This window comes from Myroides sp. JBRI-B21084, assembly GCF_030545015.1.
Lineage (GTDB): Bacteria > Bacteroidota > Bacteroidia > Flavobacteriales > Flavobacteriaceae > Flavobacterium.
In genome coordinates this window covers 906881-930762 of the sequence record NZ_CP120653.1, presented here as the reverse complement: position 1 = coordinate 930762, position 23882 = coordinate 906881, and the positions used below count along the sequence as shown (strand labels likewise).

The window sequence follows — 23882 nt, the reverse complement described above, 5'->3', positions numbered from 1 at the left end:
TTATTATTTATTAGATTGAACAAATATAAAAATTAGTTTTAAACCTACTACAAGATTACTAATTTTTCGATTTTTTCTGCTTGTTCGCCCGTTACCGTTGATTTTACTTTTAATCGATAAATGTAAACCCCTTTACCTATGCGATTGCCAAAATCATCACGACCATCCCATTTGATATCTTTAGACAAAAAGCCATTTGAAACGATGGTTTGGTTGATTGTTTTTACAATTTTGCCAGACACAGTAAGTATTTGAACTTGAGCTTGAAGTGTTTCATTTGGACGATTGTGTTGAAACCAAAATTCGGTATAATCTACAAACGGATTTGGGTAATTTAAAACCTTATCTAAAGTTAAACCTGTTTGGGCAGCCACTACAAAGTCTAACGTAGCAGTTGCTAAATTATTGTACACATCCCAACCTTTAAATGTAATGGTATGTAAACCTTCTTTTAAATTACTAAAAGGATAATTTACGTAACCTTTTGCAAAATTATTAGGTTCGGTTTCGTAAAATTCATTCATTACAATAGGATTATTTTCATCACCATCTAAAATTGCAACCATATCATGGCCAATTCCACTGGCTGTGTTCATTCCATTTTCGTCTTCTAAATGTGCTAAAAATAATGGCGAATTATTGGTAATTCCACCTGAAATAAAAGTTTCATCGTTCATAAACAATTTTATTTGCGGAGGCAAATTGTCTTGGGCTGCATTTTCATTAACTCCACCAATTTTTATTGTAGTATCGGCACCCGCATATTCATCTAAAACAGCAGCATTTTTAGCGGCATAAAAGCTAGCTTTTCCTTCGCCAACTGCAATTTTAATATCTTTTGGAACAACAAATTCTATTTCGAATATACCATTGGTAACGGTTGCATTGCCACGAAATACGGTTTCTCCTAAAGTAGCAAAAGTTAGAGGGTCACCTACCCCATCGTTTACTAATGTTGTTTTTTGTTGATTTTTATCGAATAACTGAACAGCCAAATCGCCATTAAAGTTTGTAATTAATTGTCCACCTTCAGTAGTTACCTGTCCGGTTAATTTTACTTTATCTAAAGCGCGTAAGCTGCCTGTAAAATTAGCTATTGGTTGATTGTTTATTTGTGTGATTACAATATTTGGTTTTGGTAGTGCTAATTTTAATGCCGGATCGCCAACGAAAGAAATCATAGCTTGTTCAAAAACCGAATTTGTTAAATCGTTTTTAGTGTACATTAAAGCTTCGGCAATACTTGCATTAGGCAACACATTGTTGAAATTAAACAACCATGTTGATACATTTTTAGTAAATTGACTTGCGCTTGAAATACCAATTTTACGGTTTGTAGCCAAAATACCAATGGCACCTGAATTTTCACGTAGATATAAAAATTCGCCACCCGATTTTAATTTTTGATTATCAAAACGAGTAAAATCGCAGGTCATAATTGCAAATAAAGGTAATTTATTCACATTATTAAGTCCTGAAATATCTGGAATTTCAAAATATCTTTCGGCACCTAAACCCGTTTCGGAACCGTGCCCTAAATAACTAACTACCAAACTACCCGAATTTATACCGTTCAAAAAATCTTCTTTTGCCTTTGGATATCTTGGCCCACCAGCTACAACTTGTTGTTGGTATGAATCGGCAATTACTTTTGAAATATTAAAATACGGTTTATTTGCAATTAATTGATCGGCCATATCGTTTAAAGCAACTTGTAAGGGCGAATCAAAACCTGCATCTACATCATCGGCCAAGGCGGTATAAACGTTTTTCCATCTGCCCGTATTATCTTTACTTAAATAAAACTCAATTTTATTAACCATTGCGTTAGCTTCTTGTAAATTATTTACAGGCATTCTGCCAACGGCAACGTCAATTCCTTGGTAGGTATCGTTATTAAGAATGCCTTCGGTTTCATCTAAAAGTGCATAAAAATCATCGGTAGCAAACGTTGTCCAATCGTTAAAATTACTTGATTGAGAAGTAGATAAAATATTACTTTGTAAGTAATGAAAAATAGGAACAATATTACTTGAAGCATCAAAATAATCGGTAGATGCATCGCCAAATAAATTCACGTATTTTAAAGATTGATTACCTGCAAAATATACATAACGAATAAAGTTACGAATTGCCACTACATCTTGCTGGCCACCAGAAAACTCGTTATAAATAGTTTCAAGCGGCACAACTTTCACGTTTAAATTACTGTGTGTTTTGTGCAAATTTGCTAAACGATTTGCTGCCGAAACTAAATTATTTGTAGTAATTATTAAATAATCTACATTTCCGTTAGCAAAAATACTACCTTTTAAATTTTGGTTTAACATTTTAGCATTACTTACCTGTGCAGGTACATAAATATCGTTCTGATCAACAGCTACAAATTGTTTTAATTGCCCTAATGGCATTTTTAAATTTAACGTACTTGCCGTATTTGTTTTAAATGTAGGATTATAAGCATCGGAAACATCCCAAACCTGTGCAATTGCTTGTGCATTATTTATTTGAAAAGATCCTACCCCAACTTGCGAAACTGCATCGGCAAAATTAAAAACAAACTGTTTGTTGTAACCTGCTAAATATTTGTGGTAGTCAATAGAAACAAAATCTACAAAACCACGAGCCGAAGGAATGCCATTGTTGTTAAAATTAATGGCAATATTTTGGGTTTCAGAATTAAGGTTTACACTTTGCGCAAAATATCCTTCATTTGCTAAAACATTGGTGTATTTACCGTTAATATCTTGACTACCAAGTGACTGATTATTTACTGCAAAATTAAAAAACGTAGTATTTTGCGAAATTGCTGCTACATTTATACCTATGCTGGCAGGTTTTGCCATGTTAATTAATGGTGTTTGTAAGGTTATTTGCTTAGAAAAGCTTTGTCCAAAATTTTCACCAAAAGTTTTACGACTTAATTGCGCAATATTTTCAATATTTTTCTCGTCAAACACACGCGCAACATAATCGGTATAATTTACAGTTGCAGCAGCAGTTGGTTCAACATACGTTTGCATGCGCTTTCCGTTAGCCCCACCATAGGTTACATAATAATAAGCATCGTTGCTATATAAATTTAAATGAGTGGCGTTTTCGGCATTCCAACCTTTAGTTCCCACACCATAAAAAAGTGCAAAATCGGTATCGTTTAAAACACCATCTTGTTCTCCTTGAAACTGAATGGCTACTTCGGGCAAATCAAAATATTGGTTTTTGCTGTTGGCATGTGGCAACATATCTCCACCAAAGCCATACACTTTAATAGTTCTAGGATCTATATCGCTAGGAACCCCCAATTTTGTAAGAAAGTTTTTATCTAAGCGGTATACACCTGTTTCATTTACCTTAAATCTAAACCAATTGCCTTGTGCCAAAACCGAATTTTGAATAGTAAAAACCTGGGCTTTAGCAACAGATTTAGCGCCATTAACATCAAAAACCACATGAGTAACTTTACTATATCCCGAACCCGTTTTAATAATAGGGTTAAACGTTATAATTGCAGATTGTACCCCTTTTGTAGTAAAAAATTGAATTTGAGGATTTATAGCGGTTGGAATATTTTTAAGGTTGATATCTTTATATTTTGATAGATCTACAGCTTGAAGATTTTGAGAAACCACCTTTAATTGGTTTCCTTGAACGTTATTTAAAACAACTTTAGCAATGATTTTTTTTTCGTTAGAATCGTAACTAAAAAATTCTGATTGAAAGCTAGGCACAAAAAAATTAGAACCGTTACTAATAGTTAAATTTTGTTCGGCCCACTGTAAACGTACATCTTTCGTTTGAGCATTTAGAGCTAAAGACCCCATTAGCGCAAAAACAGGAAACAGTTTTTTCATTTATTGGTAAATAAAAATCAGTTAATATTTTATAAAAATAATTAAAATAATTACATTGTACATTAAAACGAAGCTTAAGGCCTTAATATTTTTTATTTTTTAAGTTTTTTTTAAATATTTTTAATTTTAATATTGTTAATCAAAAGCTAATTATTATATTGCAACGAAATTTATTACCTACTTTAACAATGAAGATTAATAAAATTATGACATTACAATTGATAGCTGTGATTGCGGCGTCAATTGGGCTAACAAGTTGTGGAAACAGCAATGCCAGTACATCTTCGGCAACAGGCTGGAATATTAACGACAAAAAAGGTGGTTTCCAATATAACACGTCATACGATGGCACAGAAGTTCCTTATGGAATGGTTGCTATTGAAGGGGGTACATTTACAATGGGACGCGTACAAGATGATGTAATGGGAGACTGGAACAACAGTGCTACACAACAATATGTGCAGTCATTCTTTATGGATGAAACTGAAGTTACCAACCTTATGTACACAGAATATTTATCGTGGACAAAAGCGGTTTACCCACCATCAGAAGCAAGATATCGTGAAATTTACGCAGCTGCTTTACCTGATACTTTAGTATGGCGTAATCAATTAGGTTTTACAGAAACCTTAACTAACACTTATTTGCGTCATCCTGCATATGCAAACTACCCAGTAGTTGGTGTAACTTGGGTTCAAGCAAACGATTTCTCTAAATGGAGAACCGACCGTGTTAACGAATTAAACTTAGAACGCGCAGGTTATATAGCAAAAAATGCTAAAACTGATAAAGCTTACGGTGAACAATCATTCTCTACAAGTACTTATTTAAACGTACCAACAAAAGCATATGCTGGTAACGATAGTATTGTACTTAAAGGTGTAAAAAACCGTGCACAAGCTGGTCAAAAAGGTGTTTATGCTAAAATGGAATATGGTGTATTTTCTGCTGAATTCCGTTTACCTACAGAAGCTGAATGGGAATATGCAGCTAGCGTAAGAAAATCAGATCGCGTTTACAACAACCAACAAGGTAGAAACAAATACCCTTGGGGATCTGATGATGTACGTACAAATTCACGTAAATCTAAAGGTGATTATTTAGCAAACTTTAAACAAGGTCGTGGTGACTACGGCGGTATAGCTGGTTGGTCTACAGATGCTGGTGAAATTACAACTTCTGTAAAATCATTCCCAGCAAATGATTGGGGATTATACGACATGGCAGGTAACGTTGCTGAATGGGTTGCTGATGTTTACCGTCCGGCAATTTCTTCAGAAGTAAACGATATGAACTATTTCCGTGGAAATGTTTATAACAAAAGTGTTATTAACCCTGATGGAACTGTACAAGTAGTAAGCACTAATGTAGAATACGATACATTACCAAATGGTAAATTACGCCCACGTGCTTTACCTGGTGAAATTAGAAAAGAAGCAGTTGGTACAGAAGATACATTCTTAAGACGTAACTTCCAAGGAACTAACAGCATTGCATATAAAGATGGTGACAACCTTGAAAAAGCTGGTCAACCAAATACAAAAATGTACAATGCTCCTCAAAATGGTGCTGCTTACGATTCAGAAGGAAATTTAACATATACATTAGATGACTCTTCTACAAGAACAAGTTTAATTAACAACAATTCACGCGTTATTAAAGGTGGATCTTGGAAAGATAGAGCTTATTGGTTAGACCCTGCAACACGCAGATTTATTGACCAATACCAAGCATCTGATTTTGTTGGATTTAGAAATGCAATGACAAAAGTAGGTAATACTAAATCAAACGCTAAGAAAAAAGCAAGAGGTTAATATATAATCTTCATTTATAAAAGGTCTTAAAAAAAATACCCCGATGTAAAACCATCGGGGTATTTTTTATTAATAGCTAATTTTAGGATTCTTAGCTGCTTTGATTTCTTTTAAATCGTAATTTGCAAAAACCTTTAAATAGGTTTTAATGTTTGTTCCGTAACCATCAACAAATGCAATGGTGCCATTTGATCGCAAAAAATTTTGAACAGATCCTGCTCCACCCAAATGAGCAGCAGCAATAATACCTGACTCTGTAATATGTATTCCAGCAATTTTTTTACCTACATATTTTTTAATTTCGTTGCGTAAAATCCATTTATTCTTTTTTACATATGCAACAAATGCTTTTTCTTGTAAAGCTGGATTTTTAATAAAATCATTCACATTTCTAATGCCTAAAAACTTTAATGTTTGCTTGCCAAATTGGTATTTACCTAAATAACCTAATGTATTTACCGATTGGTAATTAGCATTTGATTCTTTAACAGCTAAAGCTTCTTTAAAATCAATAAAACTGTGCGAAGTTTCTATACTAAAATCTTCAGCAATTAACGCATCGTTTATACTTTTTAAAGTTGCTTGCGATGTAGGTACATTATAAGCCATAGGTGCAGATACTTTGTAGTGATCAATTACATTATCATGCGTTTCGGTGCTTTTAAAAGCCATTGTAACTAGTGCTATTGCAACTGTTGGTACAATAAAATAAGAACATTTTTTTATCATTCAATATCATTTCTCAAACACTGTCACTATTTGAATTTTCGAATGCAAATATACAACATATTTTTTAAACAACTGATTTTCAATATTTTTATAAGAAACCCTTAACATTTTACTCAAAAAAACAAAGGCTTACAATAACATGTAAGCCTTAATAAACACCTAAAATTTGTAAATTATTTAAGCAAAGCGTATTCAAAAACAGGGTTTCCACGTTCGCCTGCTTCGTTTGTTAATGCAATAAATTTAAGTTTAAACAAATTGCCATCAACGTCTTTTATAACATAAAATAAATTGTCTTTAATGCTAGGTTGACTAGATGGACCACCACCGTTTCGCCAACCAGAACCAATAATTCGCTGATCATTAACCGAAGCTGTAAAATTAGCTTCAATCACATTATCTTTAGAAAATGCTGGATATTCGCTTTCTAAATTTTCAGCCGTAGATTGAATCATATATACCTTTGTGCCACCTAAAATATTAGTGGAAATAAAGTCAGAAAAATAATACGTTATTTGATCTTGTCCACTCATAAAATAATTTGTAAAACCTGTAAAAGCAAAATCCCATTGTTTTTTATTAGGTTGTACGCTTACTTCTTGACCTGTTGTTAGACTTATAAACGTAAAATTAAAATCGGCTTTTTTAGACACTTTAATGGTCTTATGTGTGGTTTCATCTAAATTGGCATAATCAACAACATAATTTTCACCATCACGTGTAATTCTTATTTTTTTCCAACCACGTGCGTCACCATCTAAAGCAACCGAACCAATGGCTGGTGTTGATGTACCTACTTGATAGCCCATATTTACTAAATACACATAATTATCGGCAGTATTAGCAGCTATTTCGGCAATTGCGGTTCCATTTCCGCTGCCATTTCCTGTTAAAACACCCGTAGGATCATCAACATACCCCCAACTAGCCATTGTAGTATACCCTACTGCAACCGCATCATCTTTAGTTTGAATTGCATCTATATTTGTAGTGTTTAATTTTTTGACAGCCATTTTTATAGAACCATTAATAATAACACGAAAATCGGATCCTGAAGAAAAACCTAAATCCCAAATATCGCGTTTACTTGTTGTTTGTACATTTGTACTTAAATCTACATAAACGGTGTTGGGCTGGTTTGGTCCGCCTACTTTAGCAGCAACAACGCCTCCATCTACAGGCTTTATAACAACTGGTTCGTTAAACGTGTTGCTATCTTCTGAACAAGAAACAAATGCAAAAGCAGCAATTGATAAACATAAAACTAATTTTCTCATTTCTATTTATATTTAATTAAAATTTAAATTATACGTTAACTTTAAAAAATAACTGCGCCCGTAAGCCAAAAGTATATTTGACGCAACCGAATGACCTCCACCTTCATTAATCCGCGATCTGTTTACATCGCCTACATTTAAAATATTACGCACGCCTATTGTAGTTTCAAATTGATGATTCCAAAATCCTTTTCGTAACGAAGCATCTAACCAACTGTATGAACCTAGTTTTGATATCACATATTGTTTTGAACCAACTTCCCATGAAGGCATTTCACTAGTAAATTTGTAATAAGTGGCAAAAGTTGTATTCCATTTAGGAATAAAATAACTTACATTTCCACCTAAACTATAAGTAAATAAATACGCATCTGAAGTTTTAAACGAACCATTATCAATCAATTGCGAAACCCAGACAAACGAACCGTTTAAAGCAAGATTAAAATCTTTATATTTATATTGATTTGTTGTTGATAGATTTATACTGCGGTATTTGCTAATATTTATATTTTGATACATTGGTGTTGCACCCATATCACCTACATAAGCGCTAGTGATGCGGTTTTTAATATCATTTATACTAAAAAGGATTTGGTTTGATAATAAAGAGGTATAAAAAGTAGTTGTTTTTTTTAGGCTGGTTTCAAAAGATGAACTGGTTTCTGGAATTAAATTTTCGTTCCCTACAAAATAATGTCCGTCAAAAATATTTCTGAAATACAATTCTTGAAAATTAGGCGTTCGATACGATTTACCAACAGCAGCACGCATTTCGTACCCTTTTTCAAAAAGATATTTACCGCCTAAAGTGTACGAATATTGATTATTAAATAACGATTGAAAAGAATAACGCAATCCTGGACGAATGGAAAAACGATTGTTTATTGAAATATCGGCAATGCTAAAAAAATCGTAATTATTTATGGTTTTGTTTATATCTTTTTTACTGTTTAGTTCAGCATCTACAATAGAAAAACCTTTGCTATTTACCAATTCGTAACCAATTTGTAAATTAAGTAGTTGGTTGTTTTTAAAAAAATCGCTAAAAGTACCGGTTGTATATAAAACGTGCATAGATTGATCTACTTTTTTAACATTATCACGTTCAAAATCATATGTTATGTTGTAATTAAATGTTTCAATAGCACGTTTTTGTACTTGATATGAAGTTGATAAATTAAATTGCAGTCCGTTAAATATTTTACCCGTTGCATTAAAATGTTGGTACCATCTATCCGTAAAATAGCGTTCGTCTTTACTATATTTATAAGTACCTAGTGTTTCGTTATACGTAGAATGTACTGTTGGGTAAAAAACATCAATTGCTTTATCAAAAAATTCAAACTTATAAAACAATCGTAAATTATTCTTTGTGTAACTTATTAATGCATGGGGTTGTAATTGTTGCGATGGTGACCATTTATAACCGCGTTTTCCATCGTTAAAACTATAATTACTACCTAATTGACCACCTAAATAACCCTGAAAATCAATTCGATCAGCTCCTAAACTCACAAACCAATGTTCATTTACATTGTGGCTGGCTTTAAAGCTTTGAATGTGTTTGCCTTGACTAAATAATTTATATTCGCTTCCAATAGTTTCTTCTTGACTTGTAAGTTGTAGTTGCCATGTATTTTTGGCTGATTTTTTTGTAATGATATTTAAAATACCACTAACCGCATTAGCACCATGTGTAACACCCATGGCACCTTCAATAATTTCAATTTGTTCTACATCATTTAAACTTATTTGGCTTAAATCGGTATTGTTACCCAAACCATTTTCGTTTACTAAAGGAACATTATCAACTAAAATTTTAAAATAAGCTGCATTTAATCCAAACATTGATACCGTAGAAGCACCTGTTGAACTATTTGGTGTAACGGTAATATTAATGGTTTGATTTAAAACCTCACTCAATGTTACTGCACCTAAATTTTTAATCATTTCTTTTGAAATAACTCTGATATTATTAACTGACTTATTTAAAGATTGAGGATCAATTTGCGAAGTAATTACTATTTCTTCAAGATTTATATCCTTCAAACTAGGTGTTAGCGAATCAACTTGAGCATTTACAGCCCAACCGTACATTAAAAAAGTAGTTATAAAACAGCAAGAACACTTCATTATTTGTATTTATTCTAAATTAAACAACGAAGCAAAAGTAGAGAGTTATTTTTATTTATTCTAAATAAATATTTGTTTTTTAAAAAAATATTTTACTTTTGTGATGCGAAAAATTAATTTAATTTAATCTTAATATAAATAATAAATGAAAAAAATTCTTTCAATTCTTGCCCTTACTTTAGTTTTGGTTAGTTGCAAAAAAAATCCAGAAACACTTAGTTTACCAAGCGTTGCAGAAAGTCAAAAAACTGACATTACACGTATTGTATCTTTAAATGGAGCAATAACTGAAACCCTTGCTGCTTTAAACGTTGCAAACAATATTGTTGGTAAAGATGTTACATCTACTTTCCCTACCAATTTAAAAGCAATAGATTTGGGTCATGTTCGATCTATATCTGCTGAAAGTATTTTGGCTTTAAAACCTACTGTTGTATTTGGAACCACAAAAGAAGTAAACCCTACAGTTACCAATCAATTAAAAAAGGCAAATGTATCCTTGGTATTAATTAACCAAGAATATAGTGTAATTGGAACCAAAAATTTAATTACCCAAATAGCTTCAACAATAAAAAACAAAAACTATCAACCACTTATAGATGAAATCTCAAACAAAACAGCAACGATTGAAACGTTTGCAAAAAAACCTAAAGTCCTTTTTATATATGCACGTGGCGCAGGAAATTTAATGGTGGCAGGTAAAGAAACTCCGTTACATAGCATTATAGAACTTGCAGGTGCCGAAAACGCAGCATCAGCATTAACCGATTTTAAACCTTTAACTCCTGAAGCATTACTTACAACAAATCCAGACGTTATATTAATGTTTGACAGTGGATTACAAAGTTTGGGCGGTATAAACGGATTATTAAAAATTGAAGGTGTTACTGCAACAAACGCAGGAAAATACAAAAAAATTATAGCTATGGACGGCCATTTACTATCAGGTTTTGGTCCTCGTTTAGGCGATGCTGTAATACAATTACACAATAAATTAAAATAATGAAGAAAAAAATTGCTGTTTACAAACGCCTGTTTTACATAATTTTACTTGCTTCTTTGGTTACAGCAATGTATTTAGGTGCCTATGATTTTAACACTTCAATGTTAGATAGTATATATACCTATATAAATACAAACAACCACACACCAGATACGTATGTATTAATAGAATTGCGCTTACCGCGTATATTAATGGCGATATTATGTGGTATTGGATTAGCTATTAGCGGCACTAGTTTACAGGGGTTGTTTAAAAACCCTTTAGCATCGCCCGATTTAATAGGTATAACTTCGGGTGCTGTTTTATTTGCAGCTTTAACAATTGTTTTTGGAGGTTTGATAATGCATTTATTAACAGATTTTTTAAAGTATGTATTACTTAGCATTATGGCTTTTCTGGGAGCTCTACTAACAATGCTTTTTGTCTATAAAATGGCAACTGCAAACGGTAAAACGCACATATTAATTTTATTACTTTCGGGCGTAGCAGTTTCGGCTTTAACAGGCGCAGTTACAGGCTTTTTAACTTATCTATCAACCGAAGAAGAATTGCGAAACATTACCTTTTGGTCTTTAGGTAGTTTAGCAGGTGCAAACTGGTGGAAGGTTTTTATTGTAAGTATTGTGGTGGTTACTGGCAGTTTTATTTTGATACGCAAAGGTAAAGTTCTTAACGCTTTAATGTTAGGCGAAAAAGAAGCGGCTCATTTAGGATTTGATATCGAAAAAACAAAAAAACAAATCATAATTACTACCTCATTAATGGTTGGCTGCATTGTTGCTTTTAATGGTACCATTGGTTTTATAGGGTTAGTTGTACCGTATATTTTACGATTTATTTTTAAATCAAATTACGTTATTTTATTACCACTTTCAATGTTATTAGGTGCTGTGATTATGCTTATTGCCGATACAATAAGTAGACTAGTAGTTTTACCAGCCGAACTACCTATAGGTATTATAACTGCAATTATGGGCGCACCAGTGTTTATTTCGATTTTAATCAATTATAAAAGAAAATTAAAATGATACAAATTTGTAATTTAAACCATAAAGTCAACAACCAATTTCTTTTAAAAAACATCAATTTACAAGTAAATAAAGGTGAGTTAATAGCTATTGTAGGACCTAATGGTGCAGGAAAATCAACCTTTTTAAGTTGTGTTGCAAATGAAATACCATATCAAACCGAAAAATTCTGCTTTAAAAACTATGATATCAATCATTATAAAAAACAAGAAATACCCTTGCATCGTGCCAAATTTTCACAACATCATTCAAATGAAATCAACTTAAAAAATGATGAAATTGTTTTAATGGGTAGATACCCTTATTTTAAGGCGGAACCTAATAAAAATGACTTTGAAATTGTTTACAAATGGATGCAAAAAACAGAAACAGCGCATTTAACAAATCGTACCTACGAACAATTGTCGGGCGGTGAAAAGCAGCGTTTGCATTTGGCTCGTGTATTCACTCAATTAGAAAATTCAATTGAAAACAAATTGCTTTTATTAGATGAACCTTTGAACAATTTAGATGTAGCACATCAATTTAAAACACTTCACTTAATTAAAAAATTCACTCAAAAAAATAACACTGCATTGGTAGTTTTACACGATTTAAACATTGCATCACAATTTGCCGACCGTTTAATTTTAATGAACAAGAGTTGCATTGAAATGTTTGATGTGCCAACAAAAGTACTTACGCAAGAACGCTTATCAAGGGTTTATAAATATCCTTGTACAATTACAAAACACCCTGAAAATAAAAACTTAATCATATTATTTGGATAAATATTAAAAAACATGACTACAACAGCAGATTTAAAAACTCAGTGGAATCAACTTAAAAAAGAACAACCACACTTACGTATACGCAATGCAGCTGAAAAATTAGGAGTAAGCGAAATGGAGCTTTTAGCTACGAGAATAGGAAATGGCGTTATACGTTTACGACCAGAAATGAAAGAAATTTTAACCGAAATTGAATCACTAGGAAAAGTAATGGCTTTAACACGCAACAACGAATGTGTACACGAACGCAAAGGAGTGTATTTAAACGGCGACTTTTCTAACCCACATGCTGGTTTATTTGTAGGCGATGATATTGATTTACGCATTTTTTTAGGGCATTGGAAAAAAGTTTTTGCTGTGGTTGAAGAAAACGCGCGTGGAATTTCAAAAAGCATACAGTTTTTTGGTAAAGATGGCGAAGCTATTCACAAAATATTTTTAACCGATGATAGCAATGAGCAAGCCTATGAAACCTTGGTAGAAAAATACAAAAGCACTATTCAAGAAACATTTGAAACTATAGAAGCTTACAATGTAAACTTAGACGAAAAACCAGACAACGAAATTGATACAGCTGGTTTTAAACAAGCTTGGTTAAATTTAAAAGATACGCACGATTTTTTTGCTATGTTGCGCAAATTTGGTGTAACACGCACACAAGCCTTGCGTTTGGCACCATCAACCAACCATGCGCAACAAATTTCTAAAAATGATATTGTTACAATGTTAGAAGAAGTTGCAAAAGAAAAAACACCAATTATGGTTTTTGTAGGCAACAAAGCCAATATACAAATTCATACGGGAATTATTCGTAAAACCATGTGGCACCAAGATTGGTTTAATATAATGGATCCTGATTTTAACTTACATTTAGATATGAGCAAAATTGCACAAACATGGGTAGTACGCAAACCAACTGAAGATGGTATAGTTACAGCTATTGAAGTGTTTAACGAAATGGGCGAAATTATTGTGCAATTTTTTGGTAAACGCAAACCAGGCATTCCAGAATTGGACATTTGGAGAAAAACCATTGAAAACTTAAATTAATAAAAAAAAGGCTGAAATCTCAGCCTTTTTTTAATTCCATCCACCGCCAAGCGCTTTGTAAACAGAAATTGAACTTTGCATTTGTTGCATTTTTGTTTCAATTAATTCAAACTTTGCATCTAAAGCTTCTCTTTGGGTTAATAAAACCTCCATATAATCTGCCCGTGCCGATTTAAATAAATTATTAGAAATAGTAATCGATTGATTTAAAGCATCAACCTCTTGTTGTTTTAAGTTAATACTATTTTCTAAATTTTTAATTTTTGATAATTGATTAACAACCTCAACATAGGCCATTAATACCGTTTGTTCATAATTATAAACTGCTTGAATTTGTTTGGCATTTGCATTTTTATACTCGGCTTTAATAGCGTTTCTATTCAAAAGCGGAGCCATTAAATCACCTGCTAATGAATACATTAACGACTCTGGTTTTAATAAATAACTAGGATTAAAAGCACCATATCCTATCCCCGCTGATATACCAACCGATGGATAAAAACGCGCTTTTGCATATTTAATATCTAATTTTGCAGCCTCAAGCAATAATTCGGCTTTTTTAATATCGGGGCGATTGGTTAACAATTCTGCAGGAATCCCAGTTGAAATTTTAGTTGGAATTAATTTTTCAAATCCAGTGGTAGTTCTTTGTATAGTTTGCGGAAATCTTCCTACTAAAAAATTAATTTTATTTTCAGTTTCAACAATACGTTGTTTTATTTGGTATTGCAAACCAGTTGTTTTTAAAACTTGTGCCTGAAAGCGTTTTACAGCTAATTCGTTTGTACGAGCAGCTTCTTTTAAAAGTTTTACAACATTTAATGCGTTATTTTGTATTTCAATGTTTTGTTGTACAATTTCTAATTCGTTATCTAAAGCTAATAATTCGTAGTAAGATTGCGCAATTTCTGCAACCAACTGTGTTTGCATAAACTTTTTACCTTCAACGGTTGCTAAATAGCGTTTTATTGCTGCATTTTTAGCATGATGCAATTTACCCCAGATATCAATTTCCCAATTTGCTACTAAACCTATTCCTAAATCACCCAAAGGTTCAGGCATTTCTTTACCTGGTGCTATATTTGTAGTGGCTTCCATGGCACCGATATTTGTAAAACGAGCAGCTTTTTCAAAACCTGTACCCGCTTTTATGCCAACAGATGGTAAATATTCTGATTTTTTTATACGAATTTCATTTTTTGTAATATCAATTTCTTGCATTAAAATATTCATTTCCTGATTATTCTGCAAAGCCATTTCAATTAGGTTTTGTAAATGTTCATCGGTAAAATAATCTTTCCAATTAATTTTTGCTACACTTAAAGTATCGCTAGAAATGACACCAAAATTTTCAGGTACCGTTTTGTTTTCTACCTTTTCTTTTATATCAATTGATTTGCAAGATGCAAAGTTTAAAAGTATGCAGCTTAATACTGCATACTTTAATAGTTTAAAATTATTCATACTTAAAATAAATCTTCGGTTAAAGGAGTTTCGTGTTCTTTCTTAATCATTTTTTTGCCGTCGGCAATTTTAGCAAATATGAAATATAACCCTGGAATAATTACAACTCCGAAAACAGTACCAAATAACATACCGCCAAGTGCCGATGCACCAATTGTGTGATTACCAATAGCCCCGGCGCCATGGGCAAAAATTAATGGTATTAATCCTGCAATAAATGCAAAAGAAGTCATTAAAATGGGTCTAAAACGTACTGTTGCAGCTTCAATTGCAGCGTTTAAAATTGTGGCACCGCTTTGCCTTTTCTGAATAGCAAATTCAACAATAAGCACTGCATTTTTACCCAAAAGACCAATTAACATAATTAAACCAACTTGTGCATATATATCATTTGCTAATCCCATTGCTTTTAACATAAAAAGCGAACCAAAAATTCCTATTGGTAACGATAAAATAACTGCAAAAGGTAAAATAAAACTTTCATATTGGGCAGCTAATACTAAATACACGAAAATAATAACTACTGCAAAAACATATAGCGATTCGTTTCCGCGTTGTGCTTCATCAAACGATAAACCTTCCCATGCAATTTTATAACCATGTGGTAATGTTTTTACTGCAGTTTCGTTAATTGCCTTAATAGCATCGGCGGTTGTATATCCCGGTGCAGGTAACCCGCGAATTGATGCAGAATTGTACATATTATAACGTGTAATTTCGTTTGGCCCTTGTGTTTTTTTAAGTTTCATAAAAGCCGAATAAGGAACCATTTCCCCACTATCATTTTTTACATAAAGCTTTAAAATATCACTTGGTAAGCTTCTAAATTCGGGTGATGATTGCACATACACTTTAAAAAACTGTCCAAAACGTATAAAGCCTTGTTCATACGTACTACCAATTAAAATATTAAGATTTTCCATAGCTTTACCAATAGAAACACCTTTTTGCATGGCTGCATTATTGTCAATTTCTAGTTCGTATTGTGGATAATTGGCTGCAAAAAATGTAAACACCCCTGTTAGTTCTTTCCGTTTGTTAAGATTTGCCATGAATTCTTTATTAATTTTATCAAACTCATGATAATCTGTAGTAGCGTTTTGATCTAACAAACGCATTGAAAATCCGCCCGAAGAACCAAAACCAGGAATTGCTGGCGGCTCAAAAAATTCAATTACAGCTCCTAAATTTCTAGTTTTAGCTTCTAGCTCTTCCATTATTTCGGTTACAGAATGCTCCCGATCGTTCCAATTTTTAAGATTGATTAAACAGGTACCTGCGTTAGAACCACGCCCTTCGGTCATAATTTCATAACCTGCTAACGAAGAAACCGATTCAATACCTGGTACTTCTTCACAAATTTTTTGAAGATTACGAGCCACTTGATTGGTTTGTTCTAAAGTTGAACCTGGTGGTGTTTGAATGATAGCGTAGATAGTTCCTTGATCTTCACTTGGAATAAACCCACCAGGTAAAAATTGATTTTGTACGTATATTGCTCCACAAAAAACAAATAAAACTGCCCAGGTTACCGATTTACGATTTACAATTCGTTTTAAAATAGAAACATATTTACCTGTAAGTTTATCAAACATTCTATTAAACGAATCTATAAAACGGGTTAGTATTGTTACTTTTTTGGGTTTCCCGTGATTATTTTTTAGTAACATTGCACATAAAACTGGGGTTAAAGTAAGTGCTATTACTGCTGAAATTACTATAGAACTTGCCATAGTTATTGAGAACTGACGGTAAAATGTTCCTACAGGTCCGGTCATGAATGAAATTGGTAAAAAAACCGACACCATTACCATGGTAATTGCTATAATTGCACCACTAATTTCGCCCATAACTTCTTTAACAGCTTTGTAGGGCGATATATGCTTTTCTTCCATTTTGGCATGTACGGCTTCAACCACAACAATAGCGTCATCAACCACAATACCAATTGCTAATACTAATGCAAATAACGTTACTAGGTTAATTGACAAGCCAAAAAGTTGTATAAAAAAGAACGCACCTACCAATGAAACAGGTACCGCAATAATTGGAATAATAGTAGATCGCCAATCGCCTAAGAAAATAAAAACTACTAATGCAACTAATAAAAAAGCATCGCGCAATGTATGTATTACTTGTTCTATAGAAGCGTCTAAGAAATTTGAAACGTCGTAACTAATTTTATAATCAACGCCCGGAGGGAAATTTTGTTTCATTTCCTCTAATTTCACCTTAACTTGTTCAATCACTTCGTTAGCATTACTGCCGTAATTTTGTTTTAGAACGATTGATGCTGAAGGATCGCCATCTAAATTTGAATAGATATCAAAAAATTCACTACCTAACTCAACCTTAGCAATATCTTTTAATTTTATGCTTTCGCCTTGTGAATTGGCACGTATAATAATACTTTCGTATTCTTCAGGTTTATTGTATTGCCCTTTATATGTTAATACATATTCTAAAGATTGAGCTTTAATACCTGAACTTTGACCAATACGGCCTGGACGACCAATAATACTTTGTTCGCCAATAGCATTCATAACCTCATCAACAGAAATGTTATATGCACGCATACGTTCTGGATTTAGCCAAACACGCATAGCATAGCGGCGGCTTCCTAAAATTTGCGATTTTGCGATACCTTTCACACGATTTATTTCGGGAATAATATTTACAGTTGCATAATTGTACAGAAACTTTTCGTCCATACTTTTATTTTTACTGTATAGATTTACGTACATAAGCATACTTGGCTGAATGGGTGTTACTACAACCCCTTCTTTCTGAACCAATTCGGGTAATAACGGCATTACCTGATCAATACGAGTTTTAACTAAAACTACAGCTTCATTTGGATCGGTACCAGGATCAAAAACCACGTTTAAAGTAGCTTCGCCCGCACTTGTTGCATCGGTAGAAATGTACCGCATACCTTGTACTCCATTTATAGCGTTTTCTAAAGTAATTAAAGATGATTTTACTAAAACATCGGCACTTGCACCTGGATAGGCAATAAAAACACTTACAGTTGTTGGAGCGATTTGCGGAAATTGTGATGTTGGTAATTGCTTAATAGCTAATGAACCAACAAATAGAATGATGACCGAAATTACAATTGCAAAAACGGGTCTGTGTATAATTTTTTTAAACATTTTTTGTTGGATTAGTTATTCTGCATATAATTCAAGATTTGATAACACTTTTGCAGATTGAACAAACTTGTACGAAATTTTTTCGTTTTCTTTAACAAGTCGTAACCCATCAAGTAATATCTTATCGCTTGTTTGTAAACCAGCATTAACAATATAAACATGAGAAATTTCGGCAGCAATTTTTATCTCACGTGCTTTTACAACATTATCTTTTGTAACTACATAAACATATTTTTTATCTAGCACTTCAAATGTTGCTTTTTGAGGAATTAAAACAGCGTGCTTAAATGGAGTATTAATAACAATATTACCTGTTTGCCCAAAACGTAATAACCCTTGTGGATTTGGAAAAGTTGCACGGTAAGCAATATTACCTGTTTCATTATCAAAATCTGCCTCTATAGTTTCTACCACACCTTTATGGTCAAACATTTCACCGTTAGCCATTTTTAAGTCTACTTGTAATTTGGCATTTTTTGTTTTGTGTGCCATTTGGTCTAAATATTCAGCTTCGGGCACGTTAAAATACACCCACATTTTACTATTGTCGGCTAGTTCTGTTAGCAAATCGCCTTCGGTTATTAAGCTACCCAAACGCACATGAAAACGGTCTATAATTCCATCAAAAGGAGCGCGAATTTCAGTAAATTGTAAGTGTGTTTTTGTTGATGCTAATTCAGCTTGTGCTTTATCGTACTTTGCTTTAGAAAGCGCAAGTTCGTTAGCAGACACCACTTTAGTATCATACAACTGTTTGGTATTTTTATATTCAATTAAAGCGTAGTTAGCTTCGGCTTTTGCTTTATTCGCATCGGCTTCGTACAAATTAGGCATTATCTTAAAAAGTAATTGACCCTTTTTAACAAATTGACCTTCATCTACATATATTTTTTGAAGATATCCTTTTTCTTGTGCACGTAACTCAATATGGTTTACAGAGCGTATTTGTGCAACATATTCTTTTAAAATTATAGTATCTTTTTCAATAGGACTTGTTACTGAAAAGGTATGTTTTTCGTGTTTTTCTTCTTTATTAGATTGACACGATATGTTTAAAAAAGCCAATGAAAAGGCTAAAAAAACGAATGCTTTTTTTATCATTTGGAAAATATTAAGTTTTTTTAATTTTATTTTAATACAATAAACAGCGTGCATTTTGCTAATTACAAACAAATGCTTTACTGAAAAAATTCTAAATAAAAATTAAAAAAATCAAAGGCGTATAACCCGCAAACTTAAAAATGATTTACTTTTTAAGTACGAAAAAAAAGTAGTAAGTGCAGCCAAAACCGTTGTACTTTTTGTACTGTGGTAATGTACACTTAAATGAATAGCAAAGAATAAAACAATAGCTTTAATTAACGCTTTTATTCTTTGAATTTTTGAAGAATTTTGAACTTCGAACTCGTTTTCATGAAAATCGGCTTTGTAATGTTGTACAAACGTATGCTGAATTTTTCCTGAACGTAAATACGTAGTTGTGTTTTGTAAATTATTTTGTATTGCAGCCGACTTGCTATTTTCTGAAGTATAAATATTTTTTAAATGATTGCTTTTTTCAACTTTATGTAAAGTTGAAAAACTATTATATGCTGCAAAAAACAGCACAATAAGCAAAAAGCAATATTTAAAAAAAGATTGTTTCATTTAATTGTAAAATTATTTAAAACTGTTTTTATTATTTTACGTTTAACACTAAACTTAAGTTAAAAAAACAAAAGTTTTAATTAATATTTTTAGCGTTTAACCATTTGGTATAAGCATCTCTATTTTGCGCGTGTTCTTGTAAATTTGTTGCAAATTCATGATATCCCAGGCGTTTTACACTAGCGCAAAAATAAATATAATTGTGTTTTTCGGCATTTAAAACAGCATCAATAGAGCTTTCATCGGGCATTGTAATTAATCCGTTAGGAATTCCTTTGTATTTGTAAGTGTTAAAAGGGTGGTCTAAAGTTAAATCTTTTAAATAAACACGTTTAATAACTTGGTCAAAGTCATTAGTTAAAGCTTTTTTAGCATAAACTACTGTAGGATCAGCTTGTAATAACATATCGCTTTTTAAACGATTTAAATAAGCACCTGCAACTCGTGGGCGTTCATCAACCTTAGCTGTTTCCTTTTGAACAATTGCTGCTAATGAAGCCACCTGAACCGGCGATAAATTTAAAACTTTTGCCTTTTCTTTACGCTCATTTGTCCAAAAACGATTGTATTCCTTTTGTAAAATGTTTCTTATTTTTAAAGGCGTTGCATTCCAGTAAACCTCGTACGTATTTGGAATACACATTGCTAAAACATTATCTTTAGTCATGCCCATTTCTTGTAAAAAAGCTGGTTCGGTAAAAGTTTGGTACAAATCGGCCAAATCAGGTTCAACCTGACTATCAACACGTTGTAAAAACTTTTCAAGTGTTTCTTGATTATTAAAAGTAAGTTTTACAGGAACATTACGACGTAACGCTTTTACAATACGGTAATTACTGTTTCCGTTTTCAATTAAATATCTACCTGGTGCAGCAGTTGCTTGTTCACCTAATTTTGAATAAAAACTTTGTAATGATTCATAATCTTTTACATACTTTTTTAATGAATCTTGAATTTGGTTATATGTAGCATTTGTAGGAATGTGTACATAAACACTTTTTTCTGAAAAATTGGTATTTGGTGTAAAGGCTTTTTTGTAAAGAATAAAACCAAAAATTAAGGCAACACAGATGCCTAAAACAGCTACATAGCTAACTAATTTATTAACTTTCATTTAAGGGATTTATTAATTGAAAAAGCAGCTCATCAACATAAACAGAACCAATTTTGTTCCATTGTTTTTTAACACCTACTTTTTGGAAGTCAAATTTAGAAAAAAGCTTGATACTTGCATGATTATTTGCAGCAACATTAACATAAATTTGATGAACATTTAAAAAATGAAATGCGTAACCTAATAAAAGTTGTACAGCTTCACTACCAAATCCTTTATTACGTTGCACAGAATCTTTTACAACAATACCTAACCCTACTCTATTGTTTTTAGGGTCAAAATCAAATAAATCAATTAATCCTACTAATAAATTGGTATTGTTTTCAACAATTGCAAGTCTTAATTGTTTTGCTTCGTAAATATCCTGATGGCTATTTTCAATGTAATTTTTTAATAGCCATTTTGAATAAGGGGCTTGGGTATGGCTAACTTCCCATAACAACTCATCGTTTTCAATTTCGTACAAAAAAGATAAATCTTCGGGTTCAAGGGCACGTAAAAAAACCTTTTCTCCTTTTAAAAACATACTTATATTTTTATTTCGCCTTTAAAAACTTGAAGAGCTGGACCAGTTAAATGTACATTAAAATACTTTTCTAGATCATGTTCAAAAGTTACAGTAACATTTCCACCTTGTACTTTTATTGCAATTTCGTTTACAGATGTTTTTCCTAAAAAATGTGTAGCAATTGCAACAGCAGTAGCACCAGTACCACATGCTAATGTTTCATTTTCAACACCGCGCTCGTACGTGCGAATTTCAAGAGAATTTTCGTTTAATTGCTCAACAAAATTTACATTGGTTCCTCCAGGTTTATATTTTTCACTGTAACGAATTGTTTTTCCATTTTCAAATACGTTAAACGTATTTAAGTTTTGTACAAATTGCACGTGATGTGGTGAACCCGTAAACAAAAAAGTATCATTTGTATTGCTTTCTATTGTGTTTTTTAAAACATCAATCATTTGTAAAGCAACAATTTTATCGTTATTAATAGTAGCGTGGTGTAAACCATCAACAGCATTAAAAACAGTTTGGTTTTGTATAACACCTAAATCATGTGCAAACGCAACAATACATCTGCCCCCATTACCACACATGGTACTTTGGTTACCATCGGCATTGTAATATACCATTTTAAAATCGGCAGATAAATCGTTCTCTAATAAAATCAATCCATCGGCACCAATACCAAATCGTCTATCGCATAAATGCGCTATTAGTTGTACGTTATCTTTAGGAAAAAAATCACTACGGTTATCAACCATTACAAAATCGTTTCCTGTGCCTTGATACTTATAAAATGTTAACTGTTTCATGCTACAAAGATATAATATTAAAGCTTCGTTAACTAGTGTTAACAAGCGTTAAACTACTTTTTTATAATTTTTTCTCCTTTTATTTTTACTTTAAATTTTAAAAAATTAAATACTATGAAAAATATTGGAACTATTTTAGCAACATCGTTGTTAAGTGGTGTTGTAACCTTGGGCGCATATAAATTGTTTTTTGAGCCAAATAACTATTTAAACACAAACAACGAAATTACTACTAGCGCACCATTACGCAATGTTGGAAACAATGTATTTGAAGCACCTAATTTTAAAATGGCTGCCGAAAAAACCATACATGCAGTTGTACACGTTAAAAATGTATCGTTTAGAAACGCACCGCGAAACCCAATTATGGAATATTTTTATGGATACCAAGGTGGTTCACAAACTTATGCACAAGTAGGTACAGGATCAGGTGTAATAATTTCTGAAGATGGCTACATTGTAACAAATAATCACGTGATACAAGGTGCAAACGATTTAGAAATTACGTTAAACGATAACCGAACTTTTAAAGCAAAATTAATTGGAACCGATTCTAAAATGGATATTGCGTTACTAAAAATTAATACCACTGAAAAACTACCTTATACAGCATTTGCTGATTCTGATGCTATTAACGTTGGCGATTGGGTTTTAGCAGTTGGTAATCCTTACAATTTAACATCAACTGTAACAGCAGGAATTGTTTCGGCAAAAGCTAGAAATTTATCCGAAAACGGCATTCAATCATTTATACAAACCGATGCTGCTGTGAACCCAGGAAACTCGGGCGGTGCATTAGTTAACAGCAACGGCGATTTAATTGGCATCAATACCATGATCACATCGGCAACGGGTTCATATGTAGGGTATTCTTTTGCAATACCATCAAACATGGCTCGTAAAATTGTTAACGATTTAATGGAATACGGAAAAGTACAACAAGGTATTCTAGGAGTGCAAGGATACGAAGTAAACAGCCAAATAGCTACCGAAAAAAACTTAAATACAGCAAAAGGTTTTTTTGTTGAAAGTGTTACAAAAAATTCGGGTGCCGAAGCAGCAGGACTTAAAAAAGGCGATATTATTTATGCTATAGATGGCAAAAACATTAATACCTTTTTAGATTTAAACAGTATTATTGCAACTAAACGCCCTAATGATTTGGTTAAAGTTGCATTAAAACGTAACAATCAAAACAAAGAAATTTTAGTTAAATTAAGTAAAAAAGAAATTGCCCAATTGCAATTTAACGGGTTTGAAATTGAAAATTTATCGCCAACCGAACAAAAAAAATTAGGCATAAACTATGGTGTAAAAATTAACGGCATAACTAATGAACGCTTTAAAATGTACGAAAACGAATTAAAAAATGCAGTAATTTTAGCTGTAAATGGTAATAAGATTAATAACACAGAACAAGCCAACGAAATTTTATCTAAAACAAACAATCAACAGCTTCGTTTTGATATCATTACACCACGTGGCGAACGCTTACGACTAATTTTATAATAACATATTTAAAAGTAG

General features: G+C 32.4%; 17 protein-coding genes. 6 read left to right on the top strand and 11 right to left on the bottom strand.

Going from position 1 to position 23882, the window contains the following annotated elements; all coding sequences use genetic code 11:
- Window positions 1–47 precede the first annotated feature (47 nt).
- On the bottom strand, window positions 48–3851 hold the full coding sequence (gene porU, locus P3875_RS04555; protein ID WP_303445088.1) for a type IX secretion system sortase PorU: 3804 nt from the start codon (window positions 3849–3851) through the stop codon (window positions 48–50).
- 188 nt (window positions 3852–4039) lie between these two features.
- Between porU and gldJ the strand changes: the two genes are divergently transcribed.
- Window positions 4040–5665, top strand: coding sequence for a gliding motility lipoprotein GldJ (gene gldJ / locus P3875_RS04550; protein ID WP_303445087.1), 1626 nt, complete (start codon window positions 4040–4042; stop codon window positions 5663–5665).
- Window positions 5666–5734: 69 nt separating this feature from the next.
- On the opposite strand, the gene P3875_RS04545 is transcribed toward gldJ, so the two are convergent.
- The 3 genes from P3875_RS04545 to P3875_RS04535 form a co-directional block, all read right to left on the bottom strand.
- Window positions 5735–6394, bottom strand: a complete 660-nt coding sequence (locus P3875_RS04545; RefSeq protein WP_303445086.1) for a peptidoglycan-binding protein LysM — start codon at window positions 6392–6394, stop codon at window positions 5735–5737.
- A gap of 173 nt (window positions 6395–6567) precedes the next feature.
- Window positions 6568–7671, bottom strand: coding sequence for an HmuY family protein (locus P3875_RS04540; RefSeq protein WP_303445085.1), 1104 nt, complete (start codon window positions 7669–7671; stop codon window positions 6568–6570).
- 12 nt (window positions 7672–7683) lie between these two features.
- On the bottom strand, window positions 7684–9804 hold the full coding sequence (locus tag P3875_RS04535) for a TonB-dependent receptor plug domain-containing protein (RefSeq protein ID WP_303445084.1): 2121 nt from the start codon (window positions 9802–9804) through the stop codon (window positions 7684–7686).
- Between the two features lie 145 nt (window positions 9805–9949).
- Here P3875_RS04535 and P3875_RS04530 point away from each other — a divergent pair, with 145 nt between their 5' ends.
- Genes P3875_RS04530 through P3875_RS04515 form a run of 4 tightly spaced genes read left to right on the top strand, consistent with a single transcriptional unit; the run spans window position 9950 to window position 13655 of the window.
- Window positions 9950–10807: a heme/hemin ABC transporter substrate-binding protein gene (locus P3875_RS04530; RefSeq protein WP_303445083.1), complete on the top strand. Its 858-nt coding sequence runs from the start codon at window positions 9950–9952 to the stop codon at window positions 10805–10807.
- Window positions 10807–11835, top strand: a complete 1029-nt coding sequence (locus tag P3875_RS04525) for a FecCD family ABC transporter permease (RefSeq protein ID WP_303445082.1) — start codon at window positions 10807–10809, stop codon at window positions 11833–11835. The genes P3875_RS04530 and P3875_RS04525 overlap by 1 nt, the downstream gene beginning before the upstream one ends.
- Window positions 11832–12605, top strand: a complete 774-nt coding sequence (locus tag P3875_RS04520) for an ABC transporter ATP-binding protein (protein WP_303445081.1) — start codon at window positions 11832–11834, stop codon at window positions 12603–12605. The genes P3875_RS04525 and P3875_RS04520 overlap by 4 nt, the downstream gene beginning before the upstream one ends.
- Window positions 12606–12617: 12 nt before the next feature.
- Window positions 12618–13655, top strand: a complete 1038-nt coding sequence (locus P3875_RS04515) for a hemin-degrading factor (protein ID WP_303445080.1) — start codon at window positions 12618–12620, stop codon at window positions 13653–13655.
- Between the two features lie 30 nt (window positions 13656–13685).
- Here the strand turns inward: P3875_RS04515 and P3875_RS04510 are convergent, their stop codons facing one another.
- The 7 genes from P3875_RS04510 to dapF form a co-directional block, all read right to left on the bottom strand.
- Window positions 13686–15119, bottom strand: a complete 1434-nt coding sequence (locus P3875_RS04510; RefSeq protein ID WP_303445079.1) for a TolC family protein — start codon at window positions 15117–15119, stop codon at window positions 13686–13688.
- A 2-nt stretch (window positions 15120–15121) separates the two neighbouring features.
- Entirely contained in the window at window positions 15122–18274 is a 3153-nt protein-coding gene (locus P3875_RS04505; protein WP_303445078.1) for an efflux RND transporter permease subunit, read from the bottom strand.
- Window positions 18275–18289: 15 nt separating this feature from the next.
- Complete coding sequence (locus P3875_RS04500; protein ID WP_303445077.1) at window positions 18290–19375, bottom strand: efflux RND transporter periplasmic adaptor subunit; 1086 nt, start codon at window positions 19373–19375, stop codon at window positions 18290–18292.
- Between the two features lie 111 nt (window positions 19376–19486).
- On the bottom strand, window positions 19487–19921 hold the full coding sequence (locus tag P3875_RS04495; protein WP_303445076.1) for a hypothetical protein: 435 nt from the start codon (window positions 19919–19921) through the stop codon (window positions 19487–19489).
- 76 nt (window positions 19922–19997) lie between these two features.
- Window positions 19998–21035, bottom strand: a complete 1038-nt coding sequence (mltG, locus tag P3875_RS04490) for an endolytic transglycosylase MltG (protein WP_303445075.1) — start codon at window positions 21033–21035, stop codon at window positions 19998–20000.
- Entirely contained in the window at window positions 21025–21561 is a 537-nt protein-coding gene (locus P3875_RS04485) for a GNAT family N-acetyltransferase (RefSeq protein WP_303445074.1), read from the bottom strand. Before P3875_RS04485 ends, mltG begins: the two co-directional genes overlap by 11 nt.
- Window positions 21562–21563: 2 nt before the next feature.
- A complete protein-coding gene (gene dapF, locus P3875_RS04480) occupies window positions 21564–22355 on the bottom strand; it encodes a diaminopimelate epimerase (protein WP_303445073.1) in 792 nt (263 codons plus the stop codon).
- Window positions 22356–22469: 114 nt separating this feature from the next.
- On the opposite strand from dapF, the gene P3875_RS04475 reads away from it, so the two are divergent.
- On the top strand, window positions 22470–23864 hold the full coding sequence (locus P3875_RS04475) for a Do family serine endopeptidase (RefSeq protein WP_303445072.1): 1395 nt from the start codon (window positions 22470–22472) through the stop codon (window positions 23862–23864).
- The last annotated feature ends 18 nt before the right edge of the window (window positions 23865–23882 follow it).

What these genes read in the sequence shown, in the direction of transcription:
- porU (WP_303445088.1), bottom strand. Translation starts at nt 3,851, where the DNA reads ATGAAAAAACTGTTTCCTGTTTTTGCGCTAATGGGGTCTTTAGCTCTA.
- gldJ (WP_303445087.1), top strand. Translation starts at nt 4,040, where the DNA reads ATGAAGATTAATAAAATTATGACATTACAATTGATAGCTGTGATTGCG.
- P3875_RS04545 (WP_303445086.1), bottom strand. Translation starts at nt 6,394, where the DNA reads ATGATAAAAAAATGTTCTTATTTTATTGTACCAACAGTTGCAATAGCA.
- P3875_RS04540 (WP_303445085.1), bottom strand. Translation starts at nt 7,671, where the DNA reads ATGAGAAAATTAGTTTTATGTTTATCAATTGCTGCTTTTGCATTTGTT.
- P3875_RS04535 (WP_303445084.1), bottom strand. Translation starts at nt 9,804, where the DNA reads ATGAAGTGTTCTTGCTGTTTTATAACTACTTTTTTAATGTACGGTTGG.
- P3875_RS04530 (WP_303445083.1), top strand. Translation starts at nt 9,950, where the DNA reads ATGAAAAAAATTCTTTCAATTCTTGCCCTTACTTTAGTTTTGGTTAGT.
- P3875_RS04525 (WP_303445082.1), top strand. Translation starts at nt 10,807, where the DNA reads ATGAAGAAAAAAATTGCTGTTTACAAACGCCTGTTTTACATAATTTTA.
- P3875_RS04520 (WP_303445081.1), top strand. Translation starts at nt 11,832, where the DNA reads ATGATACAAATTTGTAATTTAAACCATAAAGTCAACAACCAATTTCTT.
- P3875_RS04515 (WP_303445080.1), top strand. Translation starts at nt 12,618, where the DNA reads ATGACTACAACAGCAGATTTAAAAACTCAGTGGAATCAACTTAAAAAA.
- P3875_RS04510 (WP_303445079.1), bottom strand. Translation starts at nt 15,119, where the DNA reads ATGAATAATTTTAAACTATTAAAGTATGCAGTATTAAGCTGCATACTT.
- P3875_RS04505 (WP_303445078.1), bottom strand. Translation starts at nt 18,274, where the DNA reads ATGTTTAAAAAAATTATACACAGACCCGTTTTTGCAATTGTAATTTCG.
- P3875_RS04500 (WP_303445077.1), bottom strand. Translation starts at nt 19,375, where the DNA reads ATGATAAAAAAAGCATTCGTTTTTTTAGCCTTTTCATTGGCTTTTTTA.
- P3875_RS04495 (WP_303445076.1), bottom strand. Translation starts at nt 19,921, where the DNA reads ATGAAACAATCTTTTTTTAAATATTGCTTTTTGCTTATTGTGCTGTTT.
- mltG (WP_303445075.1), bottom strand. Translation starts at nt 21,035, where the DNA reads ATGAAAGTTAATAAATTAGTTAGCTATGTAGCTGTTTTAGGCATCTGT.
- P3875_RS04485 (WP_303445074.1), bottom strand. Translation starts at nt 21,561, where the DNA reads ATGTTTTTAAAAGGAGAAAAGGTTTTTTTACGTGCCCTTGAACCCGAA.
- dapF (WP_303445073.1), bottom strand. Translation starts at nt 22,355, where the DNA reads ATGAAACAGTTAACATTTTATAAGTATCAAGGCACAGGAAACGATTTT.
- P3875_RS04475 (WP_303445072.1), top strand. Translation starts at nt 22,470, where the DNA reads ATGAAAAATATTGGAACTATTTTAGCAACATCGTTGTTAAGTGGTGTT.